A 19481-nucleotide genomic window follows, 5' to 3' on the forward strand; every position below is an offset into this window, starting at 1 on the left:
ATGGGAAATGCTCTAAATCACATCAGACTTAATCTTGAGGTAGTGACATTTGGGCAAAATGGTCTTGTAATAACTTATGTATGAACATATATTGCCTTCCGATTCTTTGCAAAATTAATCGCTCGGTAGCATAGTCTAAAAAACGGCGATAGTTCCAAGGCATCTCACCACGCCAATACTTTTGTAACCTACTTAGCGCCTGTATTTCTTCGCTTGAGAATATCGTTTGACTTTGTTCCTGAAGCGTTCTTGCCAGACAAATTAACCAAATCCGTGTTTGTTTTAAACTTGGTATATTATCCCTGGTATAAACTCTACTTTGAATATTCCGTGTAAACACCCGTGTTATGTACGCATCTAGTAAATACTGAAGACGGTCTGATGTAGAGTTCAAATGCTGCCATTCTTGAGCAGATAGTTCTCCAAATGCTAGAACACTAATGCTAAGTATTAAAGGAGTTTTAACTAAATCTAGTAAGTCTAAGTCATTACTGATAGTTGACCAAAATTCTATATAATTTACAGAGGCTAAATAATCACGAATTTGACTGTTGCTTAAGGGCTGTAAATAAATAGCACCGTTAAGTTGTAATTGGGTAATGCAATTACTATATTCTTCACTTCGACTACATACAACTAGATAAAATGCTCTATTTTCGCTTGCTAAAAACTGATTAATTGCATAGACGCAAATTTCTTGACGCTGCGGTTCAAGTTCATCTAAACCATCAAGTAATGGTAGTAATTGCTTATTCTCTACCCATTCTTTACCAAGTTTAGTTGAAACACCATATTTAGATTTAAGTTCTGCCAACAACCAATTAGTTATAGATTGTCGGTCATCTTTCCAAGAAGATAAGTTAAATAAAACGGGAACAGGATAATCAGGCTGTTCTTCCGCACGTTTAATTAATTCTTGAGCCAGTTCTAATTGTGTGGTTGTCTTTCCCGACCCTGGCGCACCCAAAATTAATAGTTTACCTGCAATTTCTTCCGAGTCAAAAACTTTTAAAATTGTTGTGGTATTTGGGAGAGGTTCAGCAGGCTTTAAACCAATTTTTATTTCAGCATCCCAAGGTCGCTTCACCTGTTGCGGCTGTGACTGTTTTCCCAAATTAATCAGCACAGCATTGTGTAGAGATTGCTTTAACCGTGCTGTAACTTCTTCCTTGACTGATGCTAGTAGTATCCGTTCATTCTTTGGTCGAGCAGGGTTGCCTATTGGTTTTGTTGTCTGCTGCCCAAGGATTAACTCTTGAATAGTTACCATCAAGTTGTTATTACCCTGAACTATAGTATTGTCGTTACCTAGAACATTCTGGGCTATTTCATTCTTTGGTAGAGCAGGATATCTTGACAAATCTAGAATTTGTGTTGGAATTTCTAAATTTACTCCAGCAAATTTGACTTGACCATCGCTGATATTCAATTTACTCAATTGTGTTTGCGCTGTCTTCAGGTTTCCATGAAAAAAGTTACCTATTCCACGTGTATAAACTAATAACGGCTCATATCCTGCTTCTGTCAATGGTTCTGCAAAAGTTTCTATCAATGGGGTAAGACGAAAAACTTCCGTCACATCCTCCAGCTTTACTCTTAAACTGATAATCTCTGCTAACTCCCGCGCCGCCTCATCCGGTTTAGTATATGCCAACGCCGTCCACTCCTGCACCTCCCGCAAATCCCTCGTATCTGCGTCATCATCAGTCAGTCGCTGCGCCACATAATCCAGCAAAAACTCCCCCAGATCATCAAATCTTTCCTGTCCAAATTGCTCTTTCAATTCCCGCAACAACAAATTACGGTCAGGAATATCCATCTCATACATCTCATAACCCACCTGCCGACACAACCGCGACAGCAACACATGAGCTACCGCCGTCCAAGAGGCTTCAGGGACAAAGTTTGCCCAAATTTGGTAGAGTAAATCGGGTGTAAGTACCAAAGGAAACGCCGCGTGACGAGCCAAGTTGCGGTGTGCTTCCCCAAACTGCTGGGCAAACCCTTCAACCCTTCTTTGGGCGATTCGTATTTCCCGCTCCTTGTTTGTGGTAGGCATCAAATAACCTCAAGTGACTGCCATTGCAAATAACTCATTCCAAATAAAAGGCACAATTAAATATTATCCCGCAGCCAATTTCTAAAAGCTTGAATTGCTTGGCTGCTACCAACAACTTGACTTTGCTGGACATATTGATTTACTAGCTCAATTATCGGAATATCTGGAAAAGTAGGACTAAAATTTGACTCTACATATTTTCCACCTTGCAAGACGTTAATTTCTAAGCCTTGTTTTCCATATCGCCAAAGTTCTGGTACTCCCAAAATTTGGTAATTATCCAATTGCGTGCGAGAAGTTAAATCAATTTCTATGGCTAAGTCTGGAGGTGGGTCTACACTTAAATTTATGCGATTTTTACCAATAACTGCCGCTTGATTTTGAATGTAAAAACAAGTATCCGGTTCTACTCCCTGACTCATTTTTTCGTTTTTTAGGGTGGTTGAACCTAAAGCATCATAATTGATACTTAGTTCATTCAGTAAAATTTTGACTATATCGCCAATAATTTCTTTGGCTTTTTCATGTTCGGCTAAGGGAACCATAATTTCTAAAAAACCATGACTATAGGAAATTTTGGCAGCGCGATGTTCTCCTAATTCCGCCAAAATATTTTCAAATTGCTGCCAGCTAACGTCCTCAAGTAACAGTTGCTGTCCCGGTTGAATCCTCAATTGTCTTAACTCTAAAAGCATAAAGATTCATCCAACTCTTTTACTACAATATATCGACCCCGTAACACACTAATTGCCGCATTCATCCCCTGCGGACTCATTTCAAACATCGGCACAAAACGGGCAATTTCCCCAGCAGTTGTTTGTCGCCAGCATTCACTCGGCATCGGATTGAGCCAAGCAAAATAACGCACTGATTGCTGTAACTGCTCAATCCATGCCTTAGTATTATCAACCCGTTCTTGGTCAAAATTCCCCCGTGCTGCGCCAGCATCGCTAATAATTAATACTGCCGCTCGTTCGCCAATTTCCTCTAACACTTCAGAAACAGCTTTGGCATCAAGCATTGCCGGATGACGATATAGGTATTCGTCCGGGTAGTCGTGAAAATAAAATACATTGGTTGTTCTCAATCGTCCTCCCCGTTGTGCCGTTTCCACCAACTGCCGCGATAAATCGTGAAACGGCACCATCGAGCCTTCCTGGTCAATTAGTAACACCAAATCCGTGCGATTTGTACGCGGAGGCATCATTACAGGTTGGAGTAAAATACCCTCACGCCCAATTTTGGCTACCGTCGCCTCAACATCTAACTCTGTGGCTACTCCTTGGCGCACCGGACGACGCAGATAACGCCAGCATTGCTTCATTTGTCGCTTAGTAACGGGAAAATACTCTGTCAAAAGCATATAACGAGGGCGTTTGAGTTCCCTATCCCCGCGACTACTCCGCATTGCTTGGACGGCTTGCACTGGTTCTGGGGTAATAGTGGGAGTTGTCTCTAAATCAGGTAATGGTTCATCAATTGAAGGTTCTTCAGATATTTGGGAATTTTTTTGTGTAAATGAGTGTGAAATTGAATTTGGTGTGTCAGTGCTTGATGGCGTTTGGTCTATGGAATTTTGAGAATTTTTTTGTGTAGGTGAATCAAAATTTACTGGGTGCGATTCAATTTGCTTCCACATCTGCTCAAATAACCGACGAATCAGGCGATTTTCTTCCTCAGATTTTGCCCATAACATGCAGCAAAGCTGCTCTAATTCTTGGCGATCGCTAATTCCAAAACCCGCTTCTAAACTACGTACAACCACCAGATATTCTTCAACACCCAACGGTAAACCATGCCGCGATCGCAGGTTGTTAAAAATATCCAGTAGGGGTAGTTCTTCAAGTTTCATACTTCAAGTACCGCAAATGGTCTTCCCATTTCTTCAACAGAACTTCTGGAAAAGGTATTTCTCCCTCCAACTGTTTTAAAACCTCATCTTCAGGAAATTGCCGCAATACTGCAAACCAATCCAACAACTCACTGGTGCTAACTTTTTTACCTGCTTTCCCCTTCTCCATTTTCTGCCGCAATTCGCTAAAACGCTTCACCGCAGCTTCTACTAAATCAGGAGAAGATTCCAAAAAGTGTGACTTGACAATATTAGCTAACTGTGAATAAGGAAACTGAATATAATAAAACAAACACCGCCGCAGGAAAGCATCAGGTAAATCCTTTTCATCGTTGCTGGTAACGATGACAATGGGAGGGTAATTTGCTTTTACTTCTTCTCCCTTTTCTTCAATCGTAAACCTCTGTTCATCTAACTCTCGCAACAAATCATTGGGGAAGTCAATATCAGCTTTATCAATTTCATCAATCAGCACTACAGTGCGTTGTTCATTTTTAAACGCACGTCCCAAAGGCCCCAGTTTGATGTAATTGTCTAAATTCTCGACTTTGGAATTGCTAGCTTCCCCCATGCGAGCAAGTTGAGCATCGTGCAAACGACCAACAGCGTCGTAAGTGTAGAGTCCATCCCTGGCTCTGGTTGTAGACTTAATATACCAAGTTTCGTAGGGTAAACCCAACTCGTAAGCTACCGCCTGCGCTAAGGTGGTTTTACCACATCCCGGTTCACCTTTGAGCAATAAGGGACGTTTTTCTAAGAAAATGGCAAGGTTAACTGCTTTAATAAGTTCTGAAGATGGCAAGTAAGGAGAAAGCCCATACTGTTGGCACTCCTGGGGTGAAATTGGCTTGCCTGCATAATATTGCTTACCATTGGCGGTGAGTACACTTGCTAAATCAACCATTTCGCTAACTCTCCTTCCCAACTATGACCACAGTGGCAGCAAATTTCTTCATAAACAAATTCTGGGACACCGTTTTCTGTCTTCTCTAACAATATTTTGGCTGTTAACCCAGTAGGTATTCGCATACTCTCCATCGCCATTACCATGTCAATCCAATCATCCAAAACATCTAACCCAAAGGGACTAACGGGTGGTAAGTGCAGAGGGATGCGGGGATACTCCGGTTCATCGAATTGCTTTGCCAACAGGACATTTGATTCACAAACACTGCCGCTATTATCTACCAGAAACATTAGTAAATGTGTATTCTGTTGAGTGGGAAGGGAATTTGCTTCAACTTGTGTCACCAGTGGTTCCCAAAATTCTTGCAGCCATGCCACTAAAACCTTTGGCGGCATATAATCCACGGTGTAAAATATAAAAATCACATCTTTAGTTAGCAGGCGATCGCAAATTTTGTGAGTAATCTCCTTTGGTTTTACATCTTTCGGTAAACGAAACCAAGATGCTAGCTGTCGCCACAGGTGAGGGATACTTCTACCTGCACCGTTGTGACTTACGTCGATTTTAATTGGCGAGATATTTTTCCACTCTGGCTTCAACCGGAACAAACGATTTACCAAAAGTTGCTGTCCGCAGTAAGGTTCGCCGTGAACTAAAAAAGCAGCAGTTCGGTGTAATTCCATAACTTTTTTAACTAGCCGCGCCTGTGATTTGAAGTCCATTTGCAACAGCAGGTCAAATAGTAAATGCGCTGGTGTTTGGAAACCTTGAAACTCTGTAATAATTTTATCAATGTTTATCTGGATATCTACGCCGACATCTTTACGGATTTCTGTTAGTAAAGCACAAATTGCAGGTTTGCCGGGGGTAATTTCGCTATAGATATCCAGTACCTTAACCATATCAGTTATAAAAACATCTTTTGAAGTATTCCATGTAATACGCTTGGATATAGTTTCATTAAGACCAAAAGCTTTTGTTAAATAAGATTGGCAATCCTTCTCATCCTTGAAATGTTGGGTGAGAAGAGGCAATATTTTTTGCATTAAATCACTATTTATTGCCATGTTTTAACTAACTGCAAAAAAATTAAAACGTAAGATATCCGATAAATTCCGAGTCAGGTTGACCTACTGACTTAGAACTGCTCATTAATATCGCTGACCTCTATAAGTTGCGAATGCCCCTCTACAAAAGCCATTAACACGACCCCATCCATCTACATCAAGTCGTGAAGCTGTTGAATCGAAAATCCAAAGTAACTGTTCTAGAGAAGGATATAAATCCAGAAGCCACCGTGAAGAATTACGTATAAATTCTTGAATAACTGGAATTGCTTCAAAAGCATACAGATAACGCCCCCTCAATGTCAGGATTCTCTCCTCCGGTAAATACTCAGGTTTTTCAGATTCGATGTCTGCTAGACCTAGCACAAATTCTCCTCGATAGAAGGCAGTATCTGCATCCAGTACAAACTCATCAATCCAAGGAAGCAGAACTTGTTTAATTCGTTCAATAACAGGCACAGAAGAAGTCCTACATAAAATAGTATTAAATATGGAATCTGAGTAATGATAAAGATAGGTCAAAGTACAAGTTAGAGGAAGATTAGGAAGGAAATCTAATTGTCTATTTAGTTGAATACTTAAAATATCTCTGAGTAACTGGTTTCGATTCTCTTCAACTCCCAAGATAAACACCATATATGTTGCAAGTGCTAAAGGATATAACCTAATAAATCTGCTTTTTTCATCTGGAAATTTATTTTGAGAGGGTAAAGCCTGATTTGCAATAATTTTGAATGCTCTAAGCAGCGATGGTACATACTGTGAATTATGGTCATGATAAATAATTCTTGCAATGATTTGCAGAAATGGTTCACTTTTTGCTTCTAAATACTCAATACATTGCAAACACTGAGACTTATTATCAGTTGATATTACTACAGGACAAGCATCAATTTTACCCTGCAAAACCTTAACTAAATCTTTCGCCTCTTGCAGCAATAACCTCTCCAGAGGAATTGAGGCATTGTTAGATAAATATTGGTCAACTTGTTGAATAATAGTATTAGAAATACGGGATGTATTACAAATATTTTCTGCTCTAATAGCTTTTAGCAGATCATCTATGCTTACCTTTACGTCTTCGCCTACATCCTCACGAATGACTTCTAACAAAGCACAAAGTGCAGGTTTACCAGGAGAAATTTCCCCAAAGGCAACTAATTCATTTATCAAATTAGGAATAAAATTATTCGTGGGCGTGTTCAAAACCAGATGATACTGCACAGGCGTATTAGTCCCCAATGCCCTGATTAAATACCCCCGACGCTGGCTTTCGTTCTCCATCAGGGGTCTAAGTAAGGGTAATATTTTTTGTATTAAGTCGCTACTTATCGCCATTGTCTAACTATCTCGATAAATGGGCGTAAATCTCCGGTGCATTTTTCTGGAGGTCATTCAACAATGCGATCGCACTCGTTCCTGCATTACGTAAATACCTTTGTTGGGTATTTGGTTCTACTAACATACCACCGCTATGGTGAATACCAACCACCTGAAAATCATCATCGAAAACAGGCGACCCCGATGAACCTGGTTCTGTACTAGTAGTATATTGCAATACTTGATTATCGGCGTAAGCAACAAAGTTATTCTGTATGGAGATTTTCTTCAAATGACCGCCAGGATGCTGAATAATTGCTACGCGGTCATCTCGCCGCATTAATTTACTTTTGAAGATTAAGGGTTTGCCGAAGTCAGGTACTTCTTTCAGGGTTACTACTGTATAGTCCAGTTCTTCGTTAGTGTAAAAAGCACCATCCGGTAAAGCCCCAATAATCTGTGTTGGGCATTCTTTACCATTGATATCTAGTTGATAGTTGAAGCTAAAATTACTTTTTTCCGCTACTTCCTGAGTTTTAATGACGTGATTGTTCGTCATTAGTAAATCAGGTGCAATCATAAACCCTGTACCCGCACCTTTGATAGTAGCAATACGCACTACAGCTTTGGAGGCTTCCAGAGCTAAGTTTAAAATGTAGATATCGCGTAATGTATTTTCCCCAATAATCTTTTCTTTGATATCAGCCATACTATCCATTCCCTTCCAGTTGCCAATTCCACGGCTAAGACTGACTGGAACATCAAGTGGGTAGTTCTGAAATAGTTCTACGATAAAGTCTTTATCTTCATCCCCAGTGTAAGGCTGAATATAGTTGAGGAAGACAGCAAGGGCTTCTTTATCGTAAGCGACTCGTCCAAATTGAGCTAAAAATCGCACCACTTCCACAGAAACACCCATTGGCGCACCATCCAAATCTAACCGCGCCAGGATAATATCTGCTTGGGCTACACCTTGTAATGCACCTGCGACTAAACGACGGCGATCGCGCACGTTAGCAAAGTCGGGTAAATTCTGTACGATGCGGGTAAGCTGTTGAAAGTCAGGTGTGGATAGCTGTACGGTCACTGTTACTGATCCTCTAGGTTAAGGAGGTTATATTTTAGTTGAAAACAAGATAAATATGTGATAACTAGCAGTGATATGTAGTTGGCACTTATTATTCCAAGTTGCTTTGTGTCGTTTTGTATTTCTCAATCTCAGCTAGGGGTAAAAATAAAGTATCTTCTATTTCTTGTCGAACCGTATCACTCACTGTACTAGCTCTATTTAGGCAATCTATTAATAGTTTATTGGCATCATAGTATTGTTTTAGTAATTCCCATTGTTCATTCTTAAGATAGTCTAGGCTATGTCTAACATTTCGATATGTCACTATTAATTCTCTAAGTTTATTAGCCCAAATTCGACCTTCTGTTAACCCCCAGTTTTTATAACTCTCCCAGTCTTCCCATGAAAAGCTAGGTAGTACGTTTTTTATCTTTTCAAGTTTTAATCTAAATTCAGCTTTAATTTGTGATGTAGTTAGCTTTTCATATCCTTGAAGAAACTGTTGATTAACATGGGAATAGCTAGAAGCATCTATCATAGGTGGATCAGCAGCTATACAATAGGCGTTGTATAGCAATAAAGCAAGTTCATAGTCAAGGACACAATCAGGAGCATATTCAGGATTAATTACCGAATTAATATTAATATCAAAGGTAGATGTTGAGGAAAAATTTGAAGTAGATTGAAAGTCAAGAATATCATTACGATTTATTGAAAAATAGAAAGCTCTAATTTTTGCTGAATGATAGGGAATATTAATAGACTGGGATTTTGCATAAACACGAGCAAGAAAATTCTGAAGTTCATTATCTGCATCTAATATAGAATCAATTTCATTTTTTACAATTTTTAGTAGTTGCCCACTATTAGAGGATAGCTCAGTAGTAACCAAAAATACTTCTCGATAACGTGCTTCAGAAATATGTTTCGCTAGTACTTGCCAATCAGCTTGTTCACAAAACCATTTAGCTGCAAAATACTCCTGAAATGTCAAGTGAGAAAAAGAGTAAATTCGCTGTGCCCGTTCTACTATTAAACCATGCTGTGCTTCTATTGACTCAAGTAGTATTTGGCTATCTTCTAGCGAAATATCGAGATACTCAGCTATGTAACTTTGAATTTCATCTTGTTCAAACAACATATATTGCTCTTGTTCAAATTTACGAACAGCTAAATAAGTTAATAGTTTCCGCTTCTGTTCGATAGATAAATTTTGGTAAACTGAATAACGCTTAATTCTCCTAGAATTATCCCACTTTGACAGTAAGATTTCTAATCCTTGTTCATAAAGTTCAGATTGTTTCGAGTAAAATTTACCTTTGTCATCAAATACTCTACAGGTTAAACTTAGCAAAATAGGGGTAACTGCTAATTCTTTAATTTTTTGGTTTTCTGGCAAGTTAAATAGCTCTATTAACTTTGATGATTTTGTTTCGGCTTCCTGTAATCCATTCCGAGAATTAGCCGCAAACCATTTGTGAGCAAATTTTACTATTTGTTTCAAATTAAAATCAGCAACTTCGACATAGTTAAAACGATTGAGTCTGTATTTTTGCGCTTGAACTCGGCAGGTAATAATAAAGTTATTTTGGTCATAGTTATCTAGAAAAAACTCAATCTCATCTACCACTGCATCACTGTTTTCTTCGGGAACTTCGTCAAGTCCATCCAGTAGCAATAAAAACTTACCTGCTGAAAGTAGCGCTGTCACTTCTTGTTGAGAAGCAACTTCCCGCAAGTAGGAACTTATATGAGAATCGAAACTAAAATTACTTACTCTTTTGGCTTGTCTTACAAAATCCCTAAGCCGAATTAAAATTGGTATACGGTCAGCTAGCAAATAGCCCTGATTACATTCAATAACAACGTGCTGCAAAAAGGTAGTTTTCCCCGATCCCGGTTTTCCTAATATCATTAATTTTGCGTATTTCTTTACCGCTTGAAGTCCCGTGACTCTCTCGCGCACTTTGGATAAACCAAAACGATTAAAATCTTCTCTTTGCTCACGACCCCGTAACAACTCATCAATTTCTAAACGAGAGTAGCTACAAGGTTCCTCAAGAATATTGACATCAACATAAAGACGGTCAATTTCTACTGGATGGGCGATATCTAATAATTGTATGGTTCCATGCAAGTTTTGGATTCTATCATATAGACCATTCCTTACTTTTTGCACAAGCCCATCAACATCGTTTGTTGTAGAAGCTGGTAAATTAAGTTGACGAATAAGTTTATCAATACGTTGCTGAATATTTTCATGGACGCTCATTTGCTCCCGCGCATATTCCAAGACCGCGCAAAGTGCTTCTCTACCACCAAAATATGCTAGCTTACTCAACATATGGGGTATAAAAGTTGCTACAGAACCACCGCAACTAATGTGTTGCAACGCAGGTGCATCGTTACCCAGGGCAGCGATTAGGAAAGATTGGCGTTCTTTCTCAGACTCTACAAATGGTCTGAGGATTTCTACAAATTTATTGATAGTGCTGGGGTCTAATTTCACCATCGACTCAACCTTTAATTTATGTCAACTTTGTAGGTGACACGCTTAAGTATACTGTAGAAAATACTGATGGTTTTATGGTTGTGAGCGCGATCGCATCCGTTGCTGGGGTAGTCAGGTGCTTGGCTTTACTTGTCGGTGTATCCTTTAAAAAAGGATATTGGTTGATACCAACTATAAGTGCTTCTCTTCTCATAGCTAAGAATTTTAACCGTATAAAGTATTACAAGCAACCTACTTCAATGAATTCTTCCGTTACCAAAATTCTACTAGCTCTGTTACTGGCGCTGAAAAAACTGGAAATTCCTTTGAGCGAAGATGAACAAGCACTTCTGCAAGATGTAGGACAGCAACTAGCTCTCGATCCTGATTACTGGGAGTTTATTGAACCAGAATTAATTACTATAATTCAGGCAAATTCCACTTTACATCAGCTTTTTGAAGCAGGAAAAGTCAAATTAGATGCTTTAGACGGACGAATCCCCAGAGAATTGTTACCAAGTCTAGCTTACTTAGAGAAAGAACTATTCGGAGAGACAAAAGAAATTACCACCTTTGATGGTCAAATCAAAGGTGAACCTAACAATCTACCAAACCCGGTAATTAGCCTTACCAGTTCCATCCTGCGTCTTTCCAACCAAGACCACACTGTTAAGCAGCTACTTTTTATACAAGAAATCTCTGACTATGTAGAAAACTATCGTTACTTTAATACTTACTTTGTTAACCCTGACGATGCCTGCGAGGGGCTACGCCATCACATAACTGTTCCACCCAGCGAACCCTTAATTCACGGACAGACTTATTTATTGCTTGTAGACATCAGCCCAGAACGAAAAGGAATAGAGAATGAGCCGACTCCATTTCCAGATCAAGCCTTGGCTCAGGTGTGGAATGACTCGGAATCCCTACCTCTAGATTTAGTAGTGGCTTCTAAGGACTTTAACATTGATGCAACTCTCAAAAAGCTAACCTTACCCCGCAGTGGTGTATCGGATATTGTACAGTTCACCGTTAAACCTAACTTATTTGAAGGTCGAGGCTACATTCAGGTGGACTTGTTATATCGCGGATATCTGCTCCAGTCAAAGCAACTTGCAGTCCTCATCATCCCCGTAGCCAGGGCAGAAATCCCAGAGTCACTGCGCCCACCTCAAACTGCTACCATTACCTTTACTACCACTGACTTGCTGACTCATGAAAAGCTAGCACTGCTGCCTGAGCGATTCTTAACTGTAGATGTACAAGTTGATACACGAGATGGTAGCACTGACCTACGTTTTCTAGACAGAACACAGGGAAATCAAGAACTAGTATCTTACAGTACAAATTTACAATCTGGGTTAGGAAATGCGATCGCCAGAGTGCGGCAAAAATTGCACTCAATGGCGGCGACAAAAGAGGGTTATCAGTTTAAAACCCAAGGCGATATGAAGTTGCTGAATACCTGGCTACCTCAGTTAGCCGATGCTGGACGATATTTATATCGCTCATTGCTCCCCGAAAACAAAGGTCGAACGTTAGGTGAAGACAGTGGCGAAAAATTACGCGCCGCATTGAAACCCGATAGTGTCATCCAAGTCAACCCCATTAACCCAATTTTAGGATTGGGAAAGTCAACAATCCCTTGGGCGCTACTGTATGAGCGTAAGGTAATGACCAGTAAAGAAGTTCATGTCTGCGAAGAATTTCTCAATCATGACATAGACTGTACTGATTGCCCTTTTAAAGATAATTATAAAGTTGTTTGTCCCCATGCTTTTTGGGGCTATCGCTATGCCATAGAGCAACTACCAGCTTGGACAAGTGGTGAACTTTCTCAAACGCCTAGCCTTGTATGGCAAATTGCCAATAATCAACCTTTGTATATCAATTTCAACGTCTGGCGGGATTTTAGGTTTTGGAAAAACCACCTGCCTAAAATTGAACAACTTGGTTACGTGAAAATGCTAGTAGCTGAAGAAATCATGGAACTGGAGAATATTTGGGCAACTTACAGTTCTGATTTAGATATTGTGTACTTTTATTGTCACGGCGGTATAGATGAAATCGAGCAGCTGCCTTACTTGCAACTGAGCGATGACAAAATTTCCAGTAATTTTCTCGAAGCCTGCGAGGTAAACTGGCAGCATCGCCCTTTAGTCTTACTCAACGGCTGCGCTACTGGGGATTATGGGCCGGAGAGTTACATCAGCTTAATTGATGACTTTCGCTCGGCCGGTGCTAGTGGCGTAATTGGTACGGAATGCCCTGTACCAGAATTATTTGCAGAACTCTATGCCATTACCCTGCTGAAGCGAGTATTTCGCGGAGAACCTTTAGGACAAGCTATGCTGACAGTGCGGCGAGAAATGCTTCAGCAAAACCTCAATCCTTTGGGTTTAGTGTATTCATTGTATGCTCCTTATGAGATTGCTTTAGCTCGTGCGCTCGCCCATAATTAACTGCTTGACTACTCATGAAACGCTGGATTACTGCTGCACTGCTGATTTTACTCATTTGTCCTGCTCCGGCTGTTGCTCAAACTAACGTCAAAATTGAAGTTGATGCCAAAGACAAGCCGTTAGAAGTTAAAGGTTGGCTTGGGGAAGAGAATGCCTTAATTAGCAACATTCGGTTAACAGCTTCTGGAGGGAGTATCACTGCTTGGACATTCCTACCCTCAGATTTGAAGCGAACCGAAGGTGATGAGGTAATTGGTCGTCAGCAGATAGAGTTAATCGGGGAACGCAAGCTAGAAGCGGGTTTACCAACAGATTTTCAGGTGAAGCTCAATGGTGTAAAGTTACCAGGAACTTATCAAGGACAGATTGAAATACTTTTACCTAGTCAAAAGCGGTCTGAGGCTTTGGTGATTCCTTTAACAGTGAAAGCAAAAGCTAGACCTGCATTAGTACCTGTAAAAGATTCAGAACAAGTTCAGTTGCAATTAGTCCGATGCAGTTGGGATTGTGGTTTAGCTCATTTATTACTCCCGGACAGTGCTTTCCAAGCTCAACGGCTAATTTATTTAGATAACCCCAATCAAGCAACTGTGCTTCTTACCAGTGCTGAAGTAATTTTACAAGGGAAGCAAACTAACTATCAAATTACCAAAACCGAGGTAGAACCCCCGCTAAGTCCCCAAACTTTAGCTGCTAATAAAATTATTAGCTTACCTTTGAAGTGGGAGCGATCGCAAATTCCTCCCGACCGATATACGGGAGCAGTTTACTTGACAATGGAAGGTCGAGAGGGGAGACTGTCGATTCCAGTGGATTTAAGTATGCGTACTGGCCCAGCGATGCCAATTTTTGTTTTATTGGTGGGTATAGTTTTAGGCAGATTGTTCAAATATATGCAAGAGAAGGGGATTCCCCAATCGGATGCTTTGGCGAAAGTCTACGAAGTAGAGAACATGATTGCTCAAGTTGACCAACAAGACCAAGAAATTCTCACTCCGATGGTCAACAAAGTTAGGAATTCTGTTTCTCAGATGGATTTAGAAACAGTGAACGCAGATTTAGCCAAGATTAAAGAGCGTCTTAACTGCTTAACTAGCCTCCGAAAAATCGAACAGCAGTTAGAAGGTATGGAACAAGACCCTGCTGTGGGTGGTGAAAAAGGAATATTAGCCAAAATTACTGAAGCTCGAAATAGGATTAAATCTGAGAACGATGATCAAGCTAAAGAATTGCTGCAACAAATACAGGATAGTCTTGTAGAAATCAGTAATCCCATGATGGGAGCAGATCAAAAACCCGATCCTAGTTTGACAGCAGCTGCAAATGAAGCGGCTGCGGCTATATTGGCTGCTGCTGGGCAGAAAACTAAATCAAATAGGTTTGCGTGGTTGCGCCGACTTTTGATAGCGATCGCGGGAGTATCTAATGAGTTACGAGCAGAAACAACACTCTGGATTGTGCGACCACTGTTATCTTTAACGTTGTTAGTAGGATTATCGTTAGTAGGGATACGCGCTTTATATGTAGAAAAGGGGATAACTTTTGGTGCTGACCCCTTTTCTAATTATTTGGAATTGATACTTTGGGGATTGAGTGCAGATGTCGCCAGCCGTAGTTTGAGTAATTTGGCGGGGGAAAACACAAAAGAGAAATGAGCAAATTTGTTCTTATTCTCTACTACATGTCCTTCCCAAATAAAGCTCATATGCCTCTTATACAACTTCAATTTTTCAGTATTGGCCTATAGAACAGGAGTGCTAGTATCTATAGTATATTCTCTTTAAAATTTTTACCAGACTTCTTTTTTTAAGGTGCATAAGGGCCTACATCACCTCCTTCAAAGCGTTGATCCTGTCTTACCCGATTATCTAAAATAATTGCTAGTTCTTCTGGCGATTTTACCCATAGTCTTTCAATTTTAAATTCTGGTATAGATTCTAGAGATTCTCTAATCGTATTTTCTTGTTCTTGAGTTACAGGTACGGGTATATCTGGAGTACCAACGATAGTAACTATAGAATATAACAGTACCTCTTCAAGATTAAAACCAAAGCTACAACGAAATTTATTTATATAATTCCAGCTAGCTTCAATCCAACCGTATGGAATTATATTTTCAGAAGTTTGACCAAATAAAAGGTATTGTAAATCTTCACTGGACAATTCTTGTGTACGACTGATTTTAAATAAGTTAGTATCTTGCTTACTGTAATTAACCTTGTCAGACAAACCTATACGCAAATCAGTTCTGATGTTAGTAATAGCCTTAGAAAATTCAATATTCATTGTCTTCCTTGTATTTTAAAATCTTAATTCATAATTTTAATTAACTTCAATATAATAATATATTTTTCTCCCTTCACTAGATAAGTTAAGAAATAAAAATAATCGCTCTAAAATTTGTTTAGTTTGATATTTATCCTTCATTTCATTTAAATATAGGTTCTTTAGAACGATAAGCTCCTTTTCTAGTTCCCAGCCAGAGATATTTATCTTTTCCCAAAATCATAGTATGTATTTCTATAACTTTACCTTCTCCTATAGGTAATTTACTCCACGTATTATTAGTGTTTTCGTATAGAGAAACATAACTTTGTTTATTTACAGCTAATATTGAATTATTAGGCAGTATTGCTAAGTCGTTTATTGTTGTATCTGGCAATCTTGGATAATTGATTAACTTATAATCTATTATATTGTGAGTATCTATTTTTTTTAAAATTAGGCTGACATCTCCATAAAAGCTACCAATTGCTAGAATGCTTGTTTTGTCATTAAACGCTAAAGCAGTTAAGTCATTAGGAATTTCTTTTAGAGTATTTGACTGGTGTTGTGATTGAGAGTAACATTCTGGAGAATCATTATGTTTTCCTAACTGCCATTGGATAAGACCCTCCTGGGTTGCCATCCATAAAATGTCACGTTCTGAATTTATCACTATTTTTTCTACATATAGTTTAGGAGATGAATTTGGTAAATTCTTACATAGAGATTGAATACTGGTTATATGTTCCCATCCTTTGGCAGACTCTCGATAAATTCCATTATCAGTTCCTATCCATAAGCGTCCTTGCTTGTCCCTAACTAAACTAAAAATCGTGATTTTGTTGGCTATTGTTTGTACAAGCTGAAATGTCATACTACCATTTTTAATCATTCCATGTAGTACACCTTGATCTTTTACACCTATCCAAATTTCTTCCCCTTCTGTCCAGAGAGAACTAACTTCACTGTTACTTAAATATCGATTTACTAGCTGCTGAGTTTGTAAATTATATTGCCATAAACCTAATCCCTGTTCTTTGTTATTATATACAGCTAGCCAAATCATTTTATCAGTTATAGCTATCTTCTTTATCATAAGATTTTCTGTACCTAAAAGAGCAACTGATTTACTAATTTGTAATTTTAAATTTTCCAGTAATTTATTAGCATTTAATTGTTCTGAAACACGCCACAGTTGAAAACTGACCATAAGCGCAAAACCTGCGGTCATTAATAAACTAAATACCAGTCCAATCACAGTCTGTTTCTGTCGGCGATCGCTTTCTGCTTGTTGGCGATCGCGCTCTTTCTGACTAGACTCTATTAACTCACGACTCAAACCTGACGGTGGTACAATATCAACTTGCTCTTGCAAGAACTTCTCGGCTTCTGCCAATCTTAACCCTGTAAGCAAGTAATCAACAGACTTACCTTTATCTTCCCATTCTTCAGCTGCCGCCTGAATTCTGCGCTCAGTTCTAATCGCCTCCCGATTATTATCCAGCAACTCCCTCAACCTTGACCAATGGCGAATCAAAGCTTCATGAGCTACATCCACTACCGCCACCTTCTCTTCACCTCTGCGTTGTTCGCTAGTGACGATTAACTTCGCTAGTGCCAGCTTTTGAATTACTTGTACCAACTGTGCAGATTTACCCAAAGAAACTAAATCTCGCTGCGGAACTTGCTTGCGTGTGTCTGGTGTACCTTCCCCTAACTGAGTCAAATTAATAAAAATCAAGTCCGTTACCCGTTGTTCTTCAGGCGAAAGTTCCTTGTAAGTTTGTTCTGCCAAATTTTCTAGAGTTTTTCGCACCCCGCCTAACTGGTGATAACTATCTAGCTTCAACCAATTCAGTTTCTGTCGTTGCCAAAGCTGCTCTAAAGTATATGACAACAAAGGCAATATTCCCGGTTCAGCTTCTTGTGTGGGTTGTCCTACCTCAACTCCCAAGTCTTTGAGAATAGCATTGATTAAATTTTCTTCTACCTTCCGTCCTAGTTTCGCTGCCGGTTCTCGGATTGCTTGCTGCAACTCTTCTAAAGACATGGGAGTTACCATCACCAGATTAGTTTGAATCAAATCAGTTAGCTCATGATATGCAGCACACTTACCCAAGAAATCATCACGCATAGCAAATATTATGCAGAGTTTATCTTCTGTTTGTTTGAGCGCCCCCAATAAACTAGAAATAAACTGCTGTCGATCGCTGTGGCTCTGACAAACGGTAAAAATCTCTTCAAACTGATCGACAATTAGTAGGGTGCGAGGCGATCGCGATGCTCTAATTAATCGTGCTAGTCCCGTTTCTCCTTGTGCGATCGCCTCGTCTGCCACTTTTAGCTGTTCTGCACGCTGCATATCTGTGGCTGACTCATCCATAAATGCTGTTGCCAAACTCACCAGAGGTTGCTCTCCTGGGCTAAAAATCCGAATTTTCCATTCCTCTGTCCCTGGTAATCTGCGCTGTTGCTGTAACTGGTAAATCAACCCCGCCCGCAGTAAGGAAGATTTACCACTCCCCGATACGCCCAGTACTGCCAAAAAATTTCCTTTACCCACTTGAACGTGCTGAATCAGCTTTTGGGTCAATACTTCCCGCCCATAAAAATAGGTAGCATCTTCAATATCAAAGAAGCGTAACCCTTTGTAAGGACAAACTCCATTTGGGATGTGGATGAGAACATCTTCTCGTTCACCAGTGAGCATAATTTCCCGGTTGGGATTATACCAAATCGGCTGCTGGGGAACATCCTTGAGGGTTTGAGCAATATACTCAATTAATTTGTCATTGTTGACTAAACCATCTGGCTGTTGTCTGGGATCGAGTCCTTGCCAAAGTGCTTTGGAAAATACCCCGTGCTTTCCCTGAATATCTTCCTGTGCAAATTCAAATTCTCTGGATGCAGCAATTAAAAACCGCGTTTGTTCCTGAAGCGATGTCCCCAAATCTGCTTCTACAAAATTGAATAGTTCTCCACTGTAGCAGCAGTCCAGCCAGACGATTTGCTGCTTGACGGGACTTTTTTGCAACAGTTCTCGCAGCCATCGCAGGGAAACACCCCACTGATTCTTTCGGGGATCAACATCGCTGGCAGCTAAAAAACCTTCAGTTACTCCGCCGCGATTTTTGCGTAAACCATGACCAATAAAATATAACAGTGCTGTTTCTGGAATATTTTCGCCTACTGGGTTGAATAATTGGATGATCGCATCTTCCAAAGTCTCAGATTTGACCAAACCATCAGATGTGACTCGACGCTGTTCACCCTGAATCGTTTCTGGTAGTCGCCGCACGCGAAAATCACCATATTCTTCTAAACGTTGCGCGATCGCTTCGGCATCGTTAGCAGGGGTAAAAAGATGTTTCGCTTTGCTTGTTGGAGTATCTTTTAAGAAAGGATACTGATTAATTCCCACTACCAATGCATCTCGATTCATTACCTTGGGACTTATTTTTTGGTCAATATAATTGTTTTATAGCGAATTTCAAAAACTCTCAACATCTTCTCCTCCCACACCACCAGAACCTTCCCCAAACAGCCAGTCGCTATCACTGTCGTCATTACTTTCGCCATCCACTTGAAGATTTAAAGAAGGCACCAGCTGTTCAATTTGGCTTTCAAGTCGGGAGAGCGCCAGCGCCAAAGAAGCAAGTTGCTCCCTATCCTTTTTAATTTCATTTGAAATACCCACCCGCAATTGATTTAACCGCTCCTGGAGGGTATGCACTTCTGTTTTGGTCGCAGAGGGAATACTCACTTTCTCTGACAAGGCGGCGATTTGAGCTTTCAAAGCTTCAATTTCGGCAGCAGTTGCACTATCTGCATCATCCGGACTCTCTTCAGAGAGTGCGTTTCTAATACAATCCAGCACAAACTCTTTAAAAGTTAAGCGCAAATCCTCAGCACGCTGCTTGGCCTGCTTCACCAACTCCCGGTCTTCTTCTGAGAGAAGTTTTATATTTATCTGCGGATATTCCACCAGT

At 39.9% G+C, this 19481-nt stretch carries 14 protein-coding genes; 2 read left to right on the forward strand and 12 right to left on the reverse strand.

Annotation, left to right across the window (positions count from 1 at the left end; genetic code table 11):
- Window positions 1–28: 28 nt before the first annotated feature.
- The 9 genes from RMY00_RS26580 to RMY00_RS26620 form a co-directional block, all read right to left on the reverse strand.
- The gene (locus RMY00_RS26580; RefSeq protein ID WP_322650413.1) at window positions 29–2059 is read right to left on the reverse strand and encodes an NACHT domain-containing protein; all 2031 of its coding nucleotides are present in this window, start codon (window positions 2057–2059) and stop codon (window positions 29–31) included.
- 56 nt (window positions 2060–2115) lie between these two features.
- Window positions 2116–2754 carry a Uma2 family endonuclease gene (locus RMY00_RS26585; RefSeq protein WP_322650414.1) on the reverse strand — a complete coding sequence of 213 codons (639 nt, stop codon included), beginning with the start codon at window positions 2752–2754 and terminating at the stop codon, window positions 2116–2118.
- The gene (locus RMY00_RS26590) at window positions 2745–3911 is read right to left on the reverse strand and encodes a hypothetical protein (protein WP_322650415.1); all 1167 of its coding nucleotides are present in this window, start codon (window positions 3909–3911) and stop codon (window positions 2745–2747) included. Before RMY00_RS26590 ends, RMY00_RS26585 begins: the two co-directional genes overlap by 10 nt.
- Window positions 3901–4815, reverse strand: coding sequence for a MoxR family ATPase (locus tag RMY00_RS26595; RefSeq protein ID WP_322650416.1), 915 nt, complete (start codon window positions 4813–4815; stop codon window positions 3901–3903). Before RMY00_RS26595 ends, RMY00_RS26590 begins: the two co-directional genes overlap by 11 nt.
- Complete coding sequence (locus RMY00_RS26600) at window positions 4803–5885, reverse strand: XRE family transcriptional regulator (RefSeq protein WP_322650417.1); 1083 nt, start codon at window positions 5883–5885, stop codon at window positions 4803–4805. Before RMY00_RS26600 ends, RMY00_RS26595 begins: the two co-directional genes overlap by 13 nt.
- An 84-nt stretch (window positions 5886–5969) precedes the next feature.
- Complete coding sequence (locus RMY00_RS26605) at window positions 5970–7223, reverse strand: hypothetical protein (protein ID WP_322650418.1); 1254 nt, start codon at window positions 7221–7223, stop codon at window positions 5970–5972.
- A 7-nt stretch (window positions 7224–7230) separates the two neighbouring features.
- Window positions 7231–8292, reverse strand: a complete 1062-nt coding sequence (locus RMY00_RS26610; RefSeq protein ID WP_322650419.1) for a trypsin-like peptidase domain-containing protein — start codon at window positions 8290–8292, stop codon at window positions 7231–7233.
- A gap of 91 nt (window positions 8293–8383) precedes the next feature.
- A complete protein-coding gene (locus tag RMY00_RS26615; protein WP_322650420.1) occupies window positions 8384–10786 on the reverse strand; it encodes an NACHT domain-containing protein in 2403 nt (800 codons plus the stop codon).
- 16 nt (window positions 10787–10802) lie between these two features.
- The gene (locus tag RMY00_RS26620; RefSeq protein WP_322650421.1) at window positions 10803–10979 is read right to left on the reverse strand and encodes a hypothetical protein; all 177 of its coding nucleotides are present in this window, start codon (window positions 10977–10979) and stop codon (window positions 10803–10805) included.
- A 46-nt stretch (window positions 10980–11025) separates the two neighbouring features.
- On the opposite strand from RMY00_RS26620, the gene RMY00_RS26625 reads away from it, so the two are divergent.
- Both RMY00_RS26625 and RMY00_RS26630 read left to right on the forward strand, forming a co-directional pair.
- Window positions 11026–13227 (forward strand): CHAT domain-containing protein, encoded by a 2202-nt coding sequence (locus RMY00_RS26625; protein ID WP_322650422.1) that lies wholly within the window; start codon window positions 11026–11028, stop codon window positions 13225–13227.
- A 14-nt stretch (window positions 13228–13241) separates the two neighbouring features.
- Window positions 13242–14882, forward strand: coding sequence for a hypothetical protein (locus RMY00_RS26630; RefSeq protein WP_322650423.1), 1641 nt, complete (start codon window positions 13242–13244; stop codon window positions 14880–14882).
- A gap of 151 nt (window positions 14883–15033) precedes the next feature.
- Here RMY00_RS26630 and RMY00_RS26635 read toward each other — a convergent pair whose 3' ends face one another.
- From RMY00_RS26635 to RMY00_RS26645, 3 genes are all read right to left on the reverse strand, one after another.
- A complete protein-coding gene (locus tag RMY00_RS26635) occupies window positions 15034–15513 on the reverse strand; it encodes a hypothetical protein (RefSeq protein ID WP_322650424.1) in 480 nt (159 codons plus the stop codon).
- 142 nt (window positions 15514–15655) lie between these two features.
- On the reverse strand, window positions 15656–18934 hold the full coding sequence (locus RMY00_RS26640; RefSeq protein ID WP_322650425.1) for a caspase family protein: 3279 nt from the start codon (window positions 18932–18934) through the stop codon (window positions 15656–15658).
- 48 nt (window positions 18935–18982) lie between these two features.
- Window positions 18983–19477 (reverse strand): hypothetical protein, encoded by a 495-nt coding sequence (locus tag RMY00_RS26645; protein WP_322650426.1) that lies wholly within the window; start codon window positions 19475–19477, stop codon window positions 18983–18985.
- Window positions 19478–19481: the final 4 nt, after the last annotated feature.

It is taken from the genome of Nostoc sp. ChiVER01 (assembly GCF_034531155.1).
Classification (GTDB): domain Bacteria; phylum Cyanobacteriota; class Cyanobacteriia; order Cyanobacteriales; family Nostocaceae; genus Nostoc.